The sequence below is a fragment of the Periweissella ghanensis genome, assembly GCF_918814755.1.
GTDB classification, from domain to species: domain Bacteria; phylum Bacillota; class Bacilli; order Lactobacillales; family Lactobacillaceae; genus Periweissella; species Periweissella ghanensis.
Map to the genome: position 1 here is coordinate 161,785 of NZ_CAKKNT010000001.1, position 13,671 is coordinate 175,455.

Annotated in this window: 15 protein-coding genes and 1 tRNA gene; 2 read left to right on the plus strand and 14 right to left on the minus strand. The window is 40.9% G+C overall.

Going from position 1 to position 13,671, the window contains the following annotated elements; translation table 11 throughout:
- Nucleotides 1-38: 38 nt before the first annotated feature.
- From LQZ76_RS00810 to LQZ76_RS00840, 7 genes are all read right to left on the minus strand, one after another.
- Nucleotides 39-127: transfer RNA gene (locus LQZ76_RS00810), tRNA-Ser, on the minus strand.
- Between the two features lie 59 nt (nucleotides 128-186).
- Entirely contained in the window at nucleotides 187-2,670 is a 2,484-nt protein-coding gene (locus LQZ76_RS00815) for an ATP-binding protein (RefSeq protein WP_230097878.1), read from the minus strand.
- A 2-nt stretch (nucleotides 2,671-2,672) separates the two neighbouring features.
- Complete coding sequence (locus tag LQZ76_RS00820) at nucleotides 2,673-3,749, minus strand: carbamoyl phosphate synthase small subunit (protein ID WP_230097879.1); 1,077 nt, start codon at nucleotides 3,747-3,749, stop codon at nucleotides 2,673-2,675.
- Between the two features lie 34 nt (nucleotides 3,750-3,783).
- Complete coding sequence (pyrR, locus tag LQZ76_RS00825) at nucleotides 3,784-4,296, minus strand: bifunctional pyr operon transcriptional regulator/uracil phosphoribosyltransferase PyrR (RefSeq protein WP_230097880.1); 513 nt, start codon at nucleotides 4,294-4,296, stop codon at nucleotides 3,784-3,786.
- A gap of 47 nt (nucleotides 4,297-4,343) precedes the next feature.
- Nucleotides 4,344-5,273 carry an RluA family pseudouridine synthase gene (locus LQZ76_RS00830; protein WP_230097881.1) on the minus strand — a complete coding sequence of 310 codons (930 nt, stop codon included), beginning with the start codon at nucleotides 5,271-5,273 and terminating at the stop codon, nucleotides 4,344-4,346.
- The gene (gene lspA / locus LQZ76_RS00835; protein ID WP_230097882.1) at nucleotides 5,273-5,746 is read right to left on the minus strand and encodes a signal peptidase II; all 474 of its coding nucleotides are present in this window, start codon (nucleotides 5,744-5,746) and stop codon (nucleotides 5,273-5,275) included. The genes LQZ76_RS00830 and lspA overlap by 1 nt, the downstream gene beginning before the upstream one ends.
- Before the next feature lie 7 nt (nucleotides 5,747-5,753).
- Nucleotides 5,754-6,149: an EbsA family protein gene (locus LQZ76_RS00840; RefSeq protein ID WP_230097883.1), complete on the minus strand. Its 396-nt coding sequence runs from the start codon at nucleotides 6,147-6,149 to the stop codon at nucleotides 5,754-5,756.
- Nucleotides 6,150-6,177: 28 nt separating this feature from the next.
- Here LQZ76_RS00840 and LQZ76_RS00845 point away from each other — a divergent pair, with 28 nt between their 5' ends.
- Nucleotides 6,178-6,567, plus strand: coding sequence for a ribonuclease HI family protein (locus LQZ76_RS00845; protein ID WP_230097884.1), 390 nt, complete (start codon nucleotides 6,178-6,180; stop codon nucleotides 6,565-6,567).
- Here LQZ76_RS00845 and LQZ76_RS00850 read toward each other — a convergent pair.
- Together LQZ76_RS00850 and LQZ76_RS00855 are read right to left on the minus strand one after the other, a co-directional pair.
- Entirely contained in the window at nucleotides 6,564-7,640 is a 1,077-nt protein-coding gene (locus LQZ76_RS00850) for an NAD(P)/FAD-dependent oxidoreductase (protein WP_230097885.1), read from the minus strand. The genes LQZ76_RS00845 and LQZ76_RS00850 overlap by 4 nt on opposite strands.
- Before the next feature lie 123 nt (nucleotides 7,641-7,763).
- The gene (locus LQZ76_RS00855) at nucleotides 7,764-8,369 is read right to left on the minus strand and encodes a nitroreductase family protein (protein WP_230097886.1); all 606 of its coding nucleotides are present in this window, start codon (nucleotides 8,367-8,369) and stop codon (nucleotides 7,764-7,766) included.
- Between the two features lie 253 nt (nucleotides 8,370-8,622).
- On the opposite strand from LQZ76_RS00855, the gene LQZ76_RS00860 reads away from it, so the two are divergent.
- Nucleotides 8,623-8,787 carry a hypothetical protein gene (locus LQZ76_RS00860; protein ID WP_230097887.1) on the plus strand — a complete coding sequence of 55 codons (165 nt, stop codon included), beginning with the start codon at nucleotides 8,623-8,625 and terminating at the stop codon, nucleotides 8,785-8,787.
- Between the two features lie 41 nt (nucleotides 8,788-8,828).
- Here LQZ76_RS00860 and pnuC read toward each other — a convergent pair whose 3' ends face one another.
- The 5 genes from pnuC to LQZ76_RS00885 form a co-directional block, all read right to left on the minus strand.
- Entirely contained in the window at nucleotides 8,829-9,554 is a 726-nt protein-coding gene (gene pnuC, locus LQZ76_RS00865) for a nicotinamide riboside transporter PnuC (protein ID WP_230097888.1), read from the minus strand.
- 179 nt (nucleotides 9,555-9,733) lie between these two features.
- Nucleotides 9,734-11,572, minus strand: coding sequence for a translational GTPase TypA (gene typA / locus LQZ76_RS00870; RefSeq protein WP_230097889.1), 1,839 nt, complete (start codon nucleotides 11,570-11,572; stop codon nucleotides 9,734-9,736).
- Nucleotides 11,573-11,671: 99 nt separating this feature from the next.
- Nucleotides 11,672-12,454 (minus strand): inositol monophosphatase family protein, encoded by a 783-nt coding sequence (locus tag LQZ76_RS00875; RefSeq protein ID WP_349304824.1) that lies wholly within the window; start codon nucleotides 12,452-12,454, stop codon nucleotides 11,672-11,674.
- 16 nt (nucleotides 12,455-12,470) lie between these two features.
- Complete coding sequence (locus LQZ76_RS00880) at nucleotides 12,471-12,758, minus strand: UPF0223 family protein (protein WP_230097890.1); 288 nt, start codon at nucleotides 12,756-12,758, stop codon at nucleotides 12,471-12,473.
- Between the two features lie 117 nt (nucleotides 12,759-12,875).
- Complete coding sequence (locus tag LQZ76_RS00885; protein ID WP_230097891.1) at nucleotides 12,876-13,598, minus strand: YebC/PmpR family DNA-binding transcriptional regulator; 723 nt, start codon at nucleotides 13,596-13,598, stop codon at nucleotides 12,876-12,878.
- Between the last annotated feature and the right edge of the window lie 73 nt (nucleotides 13,599-13,671).

The window sequence follows — 13,671 nt, forward strand, 5'->3', positions numbered from 1 at the left end:
TTACATTATTCTTGGTAGTTACATAATACCTTTACTTAAGGAGATAACAGGATTTGAACCTGCGCACCCGTTCAACACGGGTTCGGCGGATTTCGAGTCCGCTGCATTACCACTCTGCCATATCTCCATCAATAAAGAATATTGTACCAAAAATTCAACCGCATTAAAAGTAATGTTTTAATTAGTTTATTTGATCAGATGCATCGCCACACCCATTTCAAATTGCGTTGAATCAAGTTCACCGGCAGGTTGGAGATGCTGGAAGAAATCAGTATCATTACCCACCATTTCCGCAACTTGATACTTAAAGTCAACATCCGGTAACCGAGCTAATAAAACTTTATCAGCCTCGGTTGAACAGCCTAAAATACTGCGTACCATTAAGCGCACCCAATTAATGCCAGTCACTTTATTTAAAAAGGCGATTTGACCAAATGGCACAGGTCGTAAAATATAGTCCCCTAAATCAGTACTCAATGGTAATTGCTTTGTAATTAACTGGTACAAGCCTGGTGAAGTATCCCGTAATTGTAACTTAGGAATTTTTTGTTGATAAATTTGCGTGTAGACATTTTTATCAAGCATCAACTTACCAATTACATGCTCGGTGATGGTTATTGGATGCACATCAGTGCCATCAAAATAATAATTGATCGCAAATTCATGTTCTTCCGTGGCGGGACCATGTGCCATGTACTTATCTTTGGGAATTACACACACATTAACATTGCGTTCACGTAAGGCGGCAATCAATTTAATCCGATTTCCTGGCACGAGCACAAAGGCCGGTTGTTCTAATTCAACAACGTTCATAATATCGGAAATTTCCAATGGTTCAATGTACTGTTTATCGGCAAATTGAATCATCAACGATAAATCATTGGGATTATTGTTGATGATAATTGATTGAAAGCCATTAGCGCGGATTTCAGCCAAAATAGTTGCCGTCACATACGCCCCACTCGCACCATCCCCCAAACGAAATGCCCCCGTTCCAACAACTAAGACGGATTTATCGCCCAGGCGTTCCGATTCATTTTCTTGTTCAAAGGTACTGTAATACACCGTTACATCTTCAGGAAATTCACCCGCGGATGGTTCAATGGCTTTAAACGTTGGTTGTAAATCGTTATTTTTAGCCAGTTGGCGCACATCATCAAAGTCTTGGTGCCATAATTTAGCAATTAAGCCATCTGAGAGGCCATAATACTTGGCTTGTTGGAGTAATGCTAAATCACCCGGATTATGCTTAACAGCTTGCTCTAATTGCATAATATGTTGAAATTTGTAGAAATAGTATTCATCAATCTTAGTCAATTCAGCTAGCTCATCAATTGTATAACCGCGTCGCAGGGCTTCAATTAACAACAAAATCCGATTATCACGTGGATGAATCAGTTGTTGAATCAAATCATTTTCGGGTAAGGCACTCATTAAATCCGGTGAAAAAACCCGGTTACTAAAGTGGGCCGCCCGAATGGCTTTTTCTAACGCTTCTTCAATTGAACGGCCAATCCCAATCGTGGACCCAACTGATTTTTGCATCGTATTCAAACGGCGGTTAACTTTAATCCCGGCGGTCTCAATTTCACCAAACGCAAATACCGGAAATTTAACGACAATGCGATCCATCACTGGTTCAATCATCGCCATCTTCTTGGCAAAATTACTTGGTAATACAATCCGCGTTAAATTAACATTGGCACAGACATGCGCGGCGACAATCGCTAACGGATAACCAGTTGAACGTGATACTAATGTACTCGTGGAATCAAAATACGGACTAACTTTGATGACATAGTATTCATCGGTACGCGGATCTAAGGCAAATTGAATATGGGCGGTCCCAACAATATCAAGCCCCCGCATAATTCGAAAGGCGGCCATCCGTAACCGTTGAAATTCACGGTCAGTTAACGTTTGCACGGGTGTAACTAAAATTGAATCGGCGGCATGAATACCGACCGGATCAATATCTTCAACTGCCCCAATCAACATATTAACATCATGGTGGTCGCGCATAACTTGGACCCCAACTTCACGTAAGCCGTTAATACCTTGCGAAATCACGACTTGTTTAATCCGACTTTGCTTCAAGGCAATTTTTAAGACTAAATCAAGGGTCTCTGAATCATTGGCCGTATGCCGACTAGCTTCAAATTTGGGCGCCATCGGTTTGATATTAACCGGAAAACCAATTTCACGGGCAATATCAAAAGCCGCTTCAACACTATTAACCACTTGTGATGAAATGACTGGTTCACCAATTTGGCGTAAACGCTTAGCTAATAAGGCCGGATTATTAACCATGTTAACCGCATCTAGGCTCATCCCCAAAATTTGCAAGTTCGGAAAATCATATTGGGCAAATAAATCCCCCAACACCTGAAAAGCCGTTGTTCCACCAACCGCGGGATACACCGCATCGGGTCGTTCAATTTCAATAATATTGCGGACATTTGCAACCGTAATTGCTTGCGGATATGCTTTGACTTTAGGGTGTTCTAAACTCAATGAGTATGGATTATCATCAATTAAAATCGTGATAATCCCTAATCCAGCAAGGGTTTCAATAACTTGATGGGTTGCTACATCGAGTTCTGACTCACGACCAAAATCATTGGCACCACCGCCAATTAAGAGAACCTTTTTAAGCTCTTTTTTCGTCATAGTTAAAACCTATCCTTTGTCTCCATCATATCGAAGAATTCATCGATTACGGTTGTACCTTCAAGTGGTCCGGGCGCTGAATCTGGAAAAAATGCGACCGAAAAGGCTGGAAAATCACGATGCCGTAATCCTTGCACTGAATCATCGATTAAATCTAAATGCGTCACAATCAATTGATCATGACTAATGGTTGCCGGATCAATGGCATACCCCGCCCCTTGCGGTACATATAAGACCGCGTTAGTAATAACTTCTTTAACGGGATGATTGGTGCCATGATGTTCAAATGGTAATTGAATTAATTCAGCGTTATTAGCTAGGGCAAAAATTTCATGGCCTAACCCAATCCCAAGGAGTGGCACGCGGGTTTGTAAAGTCCGCATTAACTCAAAAACTGAAGCTGGTAAATCACGTGGATCCCCAGGCCCAGTTGAGAAAATCACACCATCGGGGTCCAAACTGAGTACTTCTTCGGCATCTGTTTTATACGGTAAGACGGTTACATCAGCATCACGTTGACTTAATTGGCGTAAAATACCGTGTTTTAAACCAAAGTCAATCACCACGACGGTACTCCCAGTTCCAGGATTAGGATATGCCCGCGGTGTGGCAACTGCGGCCACTTGTTGATTAGTCAACACCGTCGCGTTTAGTTGGTCAAAAGCATGTTCATCTGGAAAGTCCACAATACTAGCTTTTTGGGGGCCGGTCTTACGTAAATGGCGAATCAACGCCCGCGTATCAAGCCCGGCAATCCCTGGAATATTGTGATAATCCAAGTATTCATTCAGATTCATCCGTTTTTGGCGGTTGGTTGAGACTTCCGCCACATCGCGGACAATAACCCCTTTAGTCGTTGGCATAATTGATTCATAGGCATCATGATTGATGCCACCAGCCCCAATGGTTGGAGCCCCAAAAACGATAATTTGGTTATGATAAATTTGATTCGTGATAATTTCTTGGTAGCCGGTCATGGCCGTATTAAAGACGATATGGCCAAAAGTTGTTGCGCGCGAACCAAATCCTTCGCCTTCAAAAATACTGCCATCAGCTAAAATTAAATAGCGTTTACTCACCTTATCACGCTCCTTTCAAGAATTGATGGTTCTTTTAACCAATACTTACTTCATCAATTCCGTCAATTTCTTCAACATTCACTCGAATACGTTCATTTTGGGACGTTGGAATATTTTTACCAACAAAATCCGCCCGAATTGGTAATTCACGGTGACCACGGTCAACTAGCACTGCTAAGTTAATACTTGCAGGACGGCCATTGTCCATGATAGCATCCATAGCGGCCCGAATCGTCCGACCAGTGTATAAGACGTCATCTACTAAAACCACACGCTTATTAGTAACGTCAACACCGATATTAATCTTTTCACGGTCTTTGATATCGGCGTCATCACGGTACCAAGAAATATCTAATTCACCAACGGGAATCGTCGTATTTTCAAGTTGTTGCAGCCGATCAGCAATCCGGTGTGCTAAGTACACCCCACGGGTTTTAATTCCGACTAATACTAATTCGTTAATGCCACGATTACGTTCAATAATTTCATATGTGATCCGAGTCAATGCGCGTTGCATTGCCATTGCATCAATAATTTCTTTTGTCATTTTATTTTCCTCGTCATTTTAGTGTGCGACGATTAGCTAACAACCGTCTAACAGTTATTTACATCAAAGTCTAATCCATCTTCCAACGGTGTCAACTTGTTAAGCGCATCTTTAAAGTAACCTGGTAATGGAGTATCAAAGACCAATTCTTGCCCGGTTGTTGGTTGCGTTAAGCCCAATGTTTTGGCATGCAAGTATTGACCATTCCCAGCAAGCGTCTTTCGGGGACCATATAATGGATCACCAGCAACTGGATGGCCAATGTAGGCCATGTGGACGCGAATTTGGTGCGTCCGACCTGTTTCTAAGACCGCTTTAACCAATGTGAAACCATCAAAGTGTTTGAGGACACTAAAATGCGTCACAGCATCACGACCGTCTTTTACCGCCGCTTGCTTCTTACGGTCGCTCATTGAACGTCCCAATGGCACATTAATCGTTCCTTGTTGTTCATTGATGGTCCCGTGCACTAAGGCATAGTATTCGCGTAAGTTTTTCTTAGCTTTTAATTGGGCTTGTAATTCTTGGTGGGCATGGTCGTTTTTAGCAACCATTAGCAAGCCCGATGTATCTTTATCAATTCGGTGGACAATTCCTGGCCGGAAAGTCCCGTTAATTGTTGAAAGTGGTGAATGGTGTAATAAGGCATTCACTAACGTCCCATTACTGTGCCCAGCGGCGGGGTGGACAACCATCCCTTGCGGCTTGTTAACGACAATCACATCATCGTCTTCATAGACAATATCCAATGGGATATCTTCGGCCACTAAATCTAATTCAACTGGCGCTGGTGGATTAATTTCCACTTCATCACCCGTTTTAACACTGTACTTAGCCTTAACGGTTTTCCCATTAACGGTAACTAAATCTTTTTTAATCCAGTCGTTAAGTTGTGAACGGGTGTATTCACTAAAGTGATCATCCAAAACTTTATCCAAACGACCAGTTTCTTCTGCAACTGTAAATGTTTCTGTCATTACTTTAAATCCTTATCTCGTAAAATCGCTACAAAGAGGATAATCACCCCAAATGTAAGTGCCATATCGGCAATGTTAAAAATTGGAAAATTAATAAATTTTAAATCAAACATATCAACGACGTAACCTTGGCGGGCACGGTCAAAAAAGTTCCCCAATGTCCCGGCAAAAATTAACGCTAATGATGATTGTAATAATTTGTGGCCTTGCATTTTAATATAGGCATAAGCAATCGCAATCACGGCAATAATTGTCACAATCCAAAAGAACCATTGTTGGCCCGCTAAAAAGCTCCAAGCCGCCCCATTATTAAATAACTTCGTAATGCTAACTACACCTGGAATTAATGGCCGTTCAACAAGCGTGTTACCGTGCAAACCTAAGTTGGTGCTTTGAATATAGGCTTTGACGACTTGATCGGCAACGAGGACACTTAAGACCATCGCTGCATCGAGCGTTAATTGTTTTTTCATGTTTAATTTAGTTCCTTTCAAGGTCATGACCGTCAACGATGGCCTTGACTTGGTCGAAAAATTTAGTTTGGAGCAAGTAGCTATGCTCATGGCCGTTTTTAGTGAAAGTAAAGCGGTGGTGCTTACCAAATGAAACTGCTTCTAAACTAGTCAGATCAATACTATCGTAGTGATAGAAAATTCGGCCAATGTATAAGCGTTCATCAATCAAATAGACGCGGCGGCGGAAAATGCTTAAAATTAACGCAATAACAAAAATAATTAAGGTCACACCAGTCCAAAAGTTAAAGTGCGTAATTTCAAGTTGAATAATCAATGAAATTAAGCCGACCGCTGCGACCCAACTCCAAGAAATTATCCACATTAAGCCACTTGGTTGGTAAAATGATTTTATAGGTTTCAATTAAAATACCTCGAGGTTAAAATTTTTTATGATTAAAATATATACAGATGCCGCCACCAAAGGTAATCCCGGACCAAGTGCCGCGGGGGTCTTATTGGTAGTCGACGGTCAACAAATGCAATTAAAGCATTTTTTAGGCACCCTTTCCAATCATGAAGCTGAATTTGCGGCTACCTTGTTTGCTTTTCAGCAATTACCTAAATATGCCCGCCCCAATGAAACCATCTTTTTCTTTACAGATAGTAAAATTGTTGATCAAAGTTTGGCCACTAATTACGCCAAACATTTTCAAACTTACGTTGACCAGATTAACGCCATTCAAGATCAATTTCCCTTGGTTGTTAGTCAATGGTTACCTGAACGCATGAATCAAGGCGCCCATAATTTAGCACTGCAAGCATTACATGCCCATGATTAGTAGATATATTCACTCACCGGTTTAGTATACTCGCTAATATTTAAATCGGGATTAACGAGCATTGCTACTAATAATTGGGCAATCGCTGGCCCTGTGGTCAACCCAGATGAACCAAGACCACTAGCAACAAATAATTGTTTATATCCGGGTACCTGACCAAAGAATGGTGCAAAATCAGGCGTATATGCCCGCGTTCCAACCCGCACGCTTACTGGTACCTTAACTAAGGCTGGATTAATATTTTGGGCACTAGTCGTTAAATCACTAATCACCGCGGTATCAATTGTTAAATCAAATCCTTGGTCATCTTCATGACTGGCCCCAACAATTACACCGTCTGGGGTTGGTAAATAATCATACTCACCCTCAGGCATTAACACCGGCGTCGTTGTTGGCAAACTTGCCGTCTGATAACTAATTAACTGTCCCTTTTGGGGCCGGACATTCGTCGTAAGCCCCAATGGTGTCAGAATTTCGCTTAGCCACGCCCCTGTCGCTAAAATAATTTGATCAAAATCTGGATAATCCATGATTTGTCCCGTGGCGGTCAGGGTCACTTTTTCCTGGACAATTGTTATCTCCAAAAAAGTCGCTAACTCTGTTAAAAAGGCTGTCCCATCAATTTGGGCTCCACCGGCGACAAAAATTCCCGCATCTGGGATTGTTATCCCTGGCACGCGTTGTTCAATTGCTTGAGCACTCAATAATTCAATTGCTTGCATCATGGGCGTCGTTGCTAAGCGTGTTGTCGCTAGTTCATAAAGCGCATTTAATTTTGCTGGATCTCGGCGGGTCACAATCGTGCCATTCTGCCGATAAGCACGCTTACTTAAGCCGGCCGTTGCTACAATATCAGGATATAATTGCGCACCACGTTTAGCCAGATTATACCACCGCTGATTACGGCGTTTGGATAGCCATGGTGAAATTATTCCTGCTGCAGCTTGCGTTGCCTGACCGGTTCCTTCATCAAACAACGTTATCTCAGTATAGCCAGCTTGTTTTAAGTAGTACGCTGTCGTTAAGCCGACAATCCCACCGCCAACAATCGCAATCCGGTCACTAGTAGCCATAAAGGCCTCCCTTCAAACGTTTTTAACCATTACTGTTAATTATACCAAAGTCTACTGTGCTTTTATGCAATAAAAAAATCGTTACTAGTGAATAGTAACGATTTTTTAATTAACTTTATTTAATTACTTACCAAGAACACGGAAACGTTCGTCTTCAGTAATGAATTCCTTTTCACCAGCAGGGGCTTCAATTGATCCAAAAACCATTTGTGCACGTAAACGCCATTCAGCAGGAATATCAAATTCAGCAGCAACTTGTTCGTCAACAATTGGGTTGTAGTGTTGTAATGAAGCACCAAGACCAGCTTCAGTCAATGCTAACCAAGTAGCGTAGTTGGCGATACCCATACCTTGTTCTGACCAATCATAGAAGTTGTCAGCGTAAAGTGGAGCCATTTCTTCAAATTGCTTAACAACGGCTGTTTCAGTAAAGAACAAGACAGTTGCGTAACCAGCTTTAAAGCTATCGATCTTAGCCTTAGTAGCAGCAAGGGCTTCTTCACCTTCAACGATAGTACTCAATTTGTCAAATACGATGTTCCAGAAAGCGTCGTGCTTGTCGTTAAACAAGATAACGGCACGAGTAGTTTGGTTGTTAAAAGCAGTTGGTGCTTGCTTAACAGCTTCCTTGATAAGGGCTTCCAATTGGTCGTTTGAAAGGTTAACGTTCTTTCCAAGTGCGTAAATAGTACGACGTTGTGTAGCTAATTCTAAAAATGATTCTGTCATAGTTGATTTCTCCATTTGTTTTTTAATTTATCTCTTAACAAAAAGTAAGTATACACGCTATCAAAAAGTAAGTAAAGCCTTTTGTGCAATTTTTTGTATTTAAATTTCAAATTGACATCAATTGCAAACTAAAAACTTACTTAATTCTAATTATATTCCTATCCAATTCACAGGCAAAACATTTTGGTTCTCGGTATACTAATTATAGTTAATAAATACAGATATCGGTCTTAAGAAAGGAATAAAAATAATCATGTTCAACAACAAATTACAAGTAAACGGTCCAAAAATGTCAGTTGGTTCAATCGTCGATCCATCACAATTTGCTCGCGTTAGTGACGAAAAGAACTTCCTTTACCACAACTCAGTCGTTAAACCAGCTCCACGTAACGGTTTCTTCAAGTTCTTCTCAAAATAATCAATAAAAAAGTCGTCTGCGTATGCAGGCGACTTTTTTATTTACTTACCCGCACCACCTTCATTGTCAGCGGCACCAGCGGCCCACACCCGACTCGCATACACAGCATTAAATAATAATGCTAACTGTAACGTTACTTGGGAAATATTAGCCCCTAATGAGCCAATATCGTTGTGCCCGGCTAGGGTTTGAATTGTTAAAATCAGCCAGTAAATGCAATTTGCGATATTGACCACAATCCATAATGACCAATTTTCTTGAAATTTTAAAATATAAAGAATTTGGGCAATGAAGCTGACCACAAAATTAATTGAATCTAAATATGGTAATTGGCCATGGAGCATTGCTAAAATAACCCAGCCAATCCCCCAAGCAATAAAAGCACCACCAAAGATTAATTGCCGTTTGGCTTTACTAAATGCATGTGTGGCAGCATCATTGCCCCACAAATACCATCCAATTGGTTGGGAAATGACATAAAAAATATCAATCGCAAACGAACCATACGCGTGAGAAATCCAGGCCACATATGTCATCGCGATACATTGAACAAAACCAAAGATAAACGATATTTTCCGCCCTTTCATCCCGTAAACTAAACAAATGACCCCCGCCACCCCAGAAATCATCCCAATTAAGGAATCTGGGACAATTACATAGGCCATAATTTGTAGCAAGATCAACGCTGCAATATAAATTACTTCAAATTTCTGCCAATTTGTAAAAAGTTGGTTATACCACCAACCATGTTTAGGTGTTGTTTGCATAAAAATCCCCCCTTTTTCATGAACAAATTATTAAGCATTTAAATCAAAATCAGCTTTATTATAAGCTATTTTGGTTTTTAAGGATATTTAAAACAACAAAAAAAGCTCGTTGAAAATGAAATTCATTTTCAACGAGCTTTTTAATTGTAAAATTTAAGCTAAACTAACTAAAGTTAAAATTAACCTTGAGTCTTCTTACGCTTAGCGGCCTTTTCACGTTCACCAGTGTTCAAGATTTGCTTACGCAAACGAACGTTTTCTGGTGTTACTTCTACGTATTCGTCATCGTTCAAGAATTCAAGAGAATCTTCAAGAGTCATCACACGAGGAGTCTTGATTGATGCAGTTTGGTCCTTGTTTGATGAACGAACGTTAGATTGTGGCTTAGCCTTAGTAACGTTAACTGAGATATCGTTGTCACGTGAGTTCATACCAACGATCATACCTTCGTACACTTCAACACCGGCACCAGTAAACATAGTACCACGGTCTTCAACCCCCATGATAGCGTAGTTAGTAGTTGAACCTTGGTTAATTGAAACCAAAGCACCGTTGTGACGACCAGGTGCCCAGTTCTTGATAACTGGACCGTATGAATCGTAAGTGTGGTTAAAGATACCGTATCCACGAGTCAATGAAAGGAATTCAGTTGAGTAACCGATCAAACCACGTGAAGGTGCAAGGAAAGTCAAACGAGTTTGACCGTTACCTACAGATTCCATGTTTTGCATTTCACCCTTACGTTGTGAAAGTGAATCGATAACTGAACCAGTGTATTCATCAGGAGTGTCAATTTGAACTGCCTCAAATGGTTCTGATGTTACACCATCAATGTCACGGAAGATAACTTGTGGACGTGATGCTTGCAATTCGAAACCTTCACGACGAAGAGTTTCAATCAAGATTGACAAGTGCAATTCACCACGACCTGAAACAAGCCATGTACCAGCTTCATCAGTGTCTTCAACACGTAATGAAACGTCAGTGTGCAATTCGCGACGCAAACGGTCTTCTAATTGACGAGCAGTAACGAACTTACCTTCGCGACCGGCGAATGGTGAGTTGTTAGTACGGAAAGTCATTTGAAGAGTTGGTTCGTCAATCCGCAAGATTGGCAATGCTTCAAGGTTTGAAGGTGCAACAACAGTTTCACCAACGTTGATTTCGTCCATACCAGCAACGGCGATCAAATCACCGGCTTTAGCTGATTCGATTTCAACACGGTCCAAACCGATGAAACCAAATAACTTAGTAACACGGAAAGTAGGTGTTGAACCATCAAGCTTCATAACAGACACACTGTCACCGATGTTGATAGTACCACGAACAACACGACCAATACCGATACGACCAACGAAGTCGTTGTAATCAAGCATTGAAACTTGGAATTGTAATGGTTCAGTAGTGTTGTCTTCAGGAGCTGGAATAGTTTCGAAAACTTTATCGAAGATTGGCTTCATAGTGTGTTCTTGAGTGTCTAACTCAGGATCCAATGATGAAGTTCCGTTCATTGCTGAAGCAAAGATAACTGGGAAGTCAAGTTGATCTTCTTCGGCACCCAATTCGATAAACAAGTCAAGCACTTCGTCAACGACTTCTTCAGGACGTGAACCAGGACGGTCAATCTTGTTAACAACTACGATTGGTGTCAAGTTTTGTTCGAAGGCCTTCTTCAAAACAAAACGAGTTTGTGGCATTGTACCTTCAAAGGCATCAACAACCAAAAGCACACCATCAACCATTGACATGATACGTTCAACTTCACCACCGAAGTCCGCGTGTCCAGGTGTATCTAAGATGTTAATTTGACGGTCCCCAACCTTAACGGCTGTGTTCTTTGAAAGGATAGTGATACCACGTTCCTTTTCAATGTCGTTTGTATCCATGGCACGGTCTGAGATTTCAGTCCGACCATCAAGTGTATCTGATTGCTTCAATAATTCGTTAACCAAAGTTGTTTTACCGTGGTCAACGTGGGCAATAATAGCAATGTTACGAATGTCTTCACGTTTTGCCAAAATTCTGTTCTCCTTAAGATAAATGTTCCTTTTAATTTGTCGACGAGCTTTTTAAAAGTTAAAACCATTAAAAAATCGGGTTATTAGCCCGATCGTCAACTACGGCTGTTGCAGTTGCACAATTTGCATGTGCGCACTCGCAGTTGCCGATAAAACTGTACTTGATAATAACATATCAATTTCCTTGCCGTCAATTGTTGTAACCAGTATTTTATTAGTTTCTAATAAAACTTTTGCCGCCGCGAAGTCCCAAGGCTTCATTTTTGAGGCGTAACCAACCGCTTTACCCTCTAAAACTTTAATAAATGAAATCCCTGCAGAACCGATTATACGTACGCCTGAGGACATTTTAGCAATTTCCTCAAAATGCATCTCATTAGCTACTAAACGACTCGCACTGAGCTCAATAAGCCCGTCATTTAACGTAATATCGGCTGGAACGGGTAATTTTTCGTCATCGCGCCAAACACCTAGCTGCGGCCCACCATGATAAATGTGATTTTTAGTAACATCCATAATCCAGCCTAAAATTGGTTGATTATCAATATACAAAGCCAGCATAATCGCAAAATCATCCCGTTGTTTAATAAAATTCATCGTTCCATCAATTGGATCGATAAACCAGACTGCCCCCACCATCGATTTAATTTGACCGTGGTCATTTTCTTCACCAATAATTTTGGCTGTCGGCATCAAAGTTTTAATTTTACCACGCAATAATTGTTCAACTTGCTTATCCACATTGGTTACTAAATCTAAACGACCGGTTTTTTGTTCAACTGTCAAATCATTTTGCATACATTGGTATACTAATGTCCGGGCTTCTTGGAGCCACGCCTTCACCGTCGTATCAATTTCTTGTAACGTTGCCGTTTCCATCATTTTTCCTCGATTACCTTTACAAACTTAATTTTAATTTAGCTTGCGTTGCTTCCCGGGCTGCTTTCATTGCGCGGTAAATACTGTAACCTGAAGCCGCGGTAAAATCACGATCTAATTGCTTTTCTTCAAATTTCATTGGCACAACTTCTTTAAAATCACGATATGCGGCCAGCAAACTTTCTCGATTAACCCCGGTTTCATAAGCATCAGCTACCAAGGCATAAAAATTAGTAACTTTAATAATATCACTAGTACTCCAAGCAGCGTCTAACGGTAAACTAAAATTCTCGTTACTCACAAGCATTCACTTCCTTTACTTCTAATAACTTTAAGTATACTTTATCCCACTAACATTTACACAAATTTCAGCAAAATAAAAAGGACAAACCGCTAGTTGCAGTCCATCCCTTTTATTTTTTGATTAGTCAGCTGAGTGGTATACGGCTGAAACGTCATCATTGTCTTCAAGTTCTTCGATCATTGCTGCAAAAGTAGCAAGCTTGTCTTCAGGAACTTCAACAGTGTTTTGAGGAATCATCGTAACTTCATCTTGTGAAACTTCGTAGCCTTGTTCAACAAGGGCGTTACGAACAGTTTCGAAGTCAGCAGGTTCAGTAATTACTTCAAAACCATCTTCAGTTGCCTTCATGTCTTCGGCACCGGCTTCGATAGCTGCTTCAAAAACAGTATCTTCATCAAGGTTTAAGTCTTCATCGTTGGCGATAAAGATGTAACCTTTACGGTCGAACATAAATGCCACTGAACCAGTAGTTCCAAGTGAACCACCGTGGTGCGTAAATGCTGAACGAACTGAAGCTGCAGTACGGTTACGGTTATCAGTCAAGGCTTCAACTAACACCGCAGTACCGGCAGGACCATATCCTTCATAAGTAATTTCTTCATAGTTGGCACCACCAGCACCAGTTGCTTTATCCAATGCACGTTGCACATTGTCTTTAGGCATGTTGGCTGCTTTGGCTTTTTCCATTACCAAACGAAGAGCTGGGTTACCATCTGGATCAGCACCACCGATCTTTGCTGCGGTATAAAGATCACGTGAGATCTTTTGGAAGATCTTACCACGTTTTGCATCTTGGGCGTTTTTACGACCTTGAATGTTGTGCCATTTTGAGTGTCCTGACATCTTCAGTACTCCTTTTTAATTTTTATTTGTTTATTAGAAATCAACTTCCATAACAGAGATAGTATACTCGTCT

Bases quoted from the DNA above. Each gene is read 5' to 3' on its own strand.
- LQZ76_RS00875 (WP_349304824.1), bottom strand. From the start codon at position 12,454: ATGATGGAAACGGCAACGTTACAAGAAATTGATACGACGGTGAAGGCG.
- LQZ76_RS00850 (WP_230097885.1), bottom strand. From the start codon at position 7,640: ATGGCTACTAGTGACCGGATTGCGATTGTTGGCGGTGGGATTGTCGGC.
- pyrR (WP_230097880.1), bottom strand. From the start codon at position 4,296: ATGACAAAAGAAATTATTGATGCAATGGCAATGCAACGCGCATTGACT.
- LQZ76_RS00845 (WP_230097884.1), top strand. From the start codon at position 6,178: ATGATTAAAATATATACAGATGCCGCCACCAAAGGTAATCCCGGACCA.
- pnuC (WP_230097888.1), bottom strand. From the start codon at position 9,554: ATGCAAACAACACCTAAACATGGTTGGTGGTATAACCAACTTTTTACA.
- LQZ76_RS00885 (WP_230097891.1), bottom strand. From the start codon at position 13,598: ATGTCAGGACACTCAAAATGGCACAACATTCAAGGTCGTAAAAACGCC.
- LQZ76_RS00815 (WP_230097878.1), bottom strand. From the start codon at position 2,670: ATGACGAAAAAAGAGCTTAAAAAGGTTCTCTTAATTGGCGGTGGTGCC.
- lspA (WP_230097882.1), bottom strand. From the start codon at position 5,746: ATGAAAAAACAATTAACGCTCGATGCAGCGATGGTCTTAAGTGTCCTC.
- LQZ76_RS00880 (WP_230097890.1), bottom strand. From the start codon at position 12,758: ATGCTTGTGAGTAACGAGAATTTTAGTTTACCGTTAGACGCTGCTTGG.
- LQZ76_RS00830 (WP_230097881.1), bottom strand. From the start codon at position 5,273: ATGACAGAAACATTTACAGTTGCAGAAGAAACTGGTCGTTTGGATAAA.
- LQZ76_RS00860 (WP_230097887.1), top strand. From the start codon at position 8,623: ATGTTCAACAACAAATTACAAGTAAACGGTCCAAAAATGTCAGTTGGT.
- LQZ76_RS00855 (WP_230097886.1), bottom strand. From the start codon at position 8,369: ATGACAGAATCATTTTTAGAATTAGCTACACAACGTCGTACTATTTAC.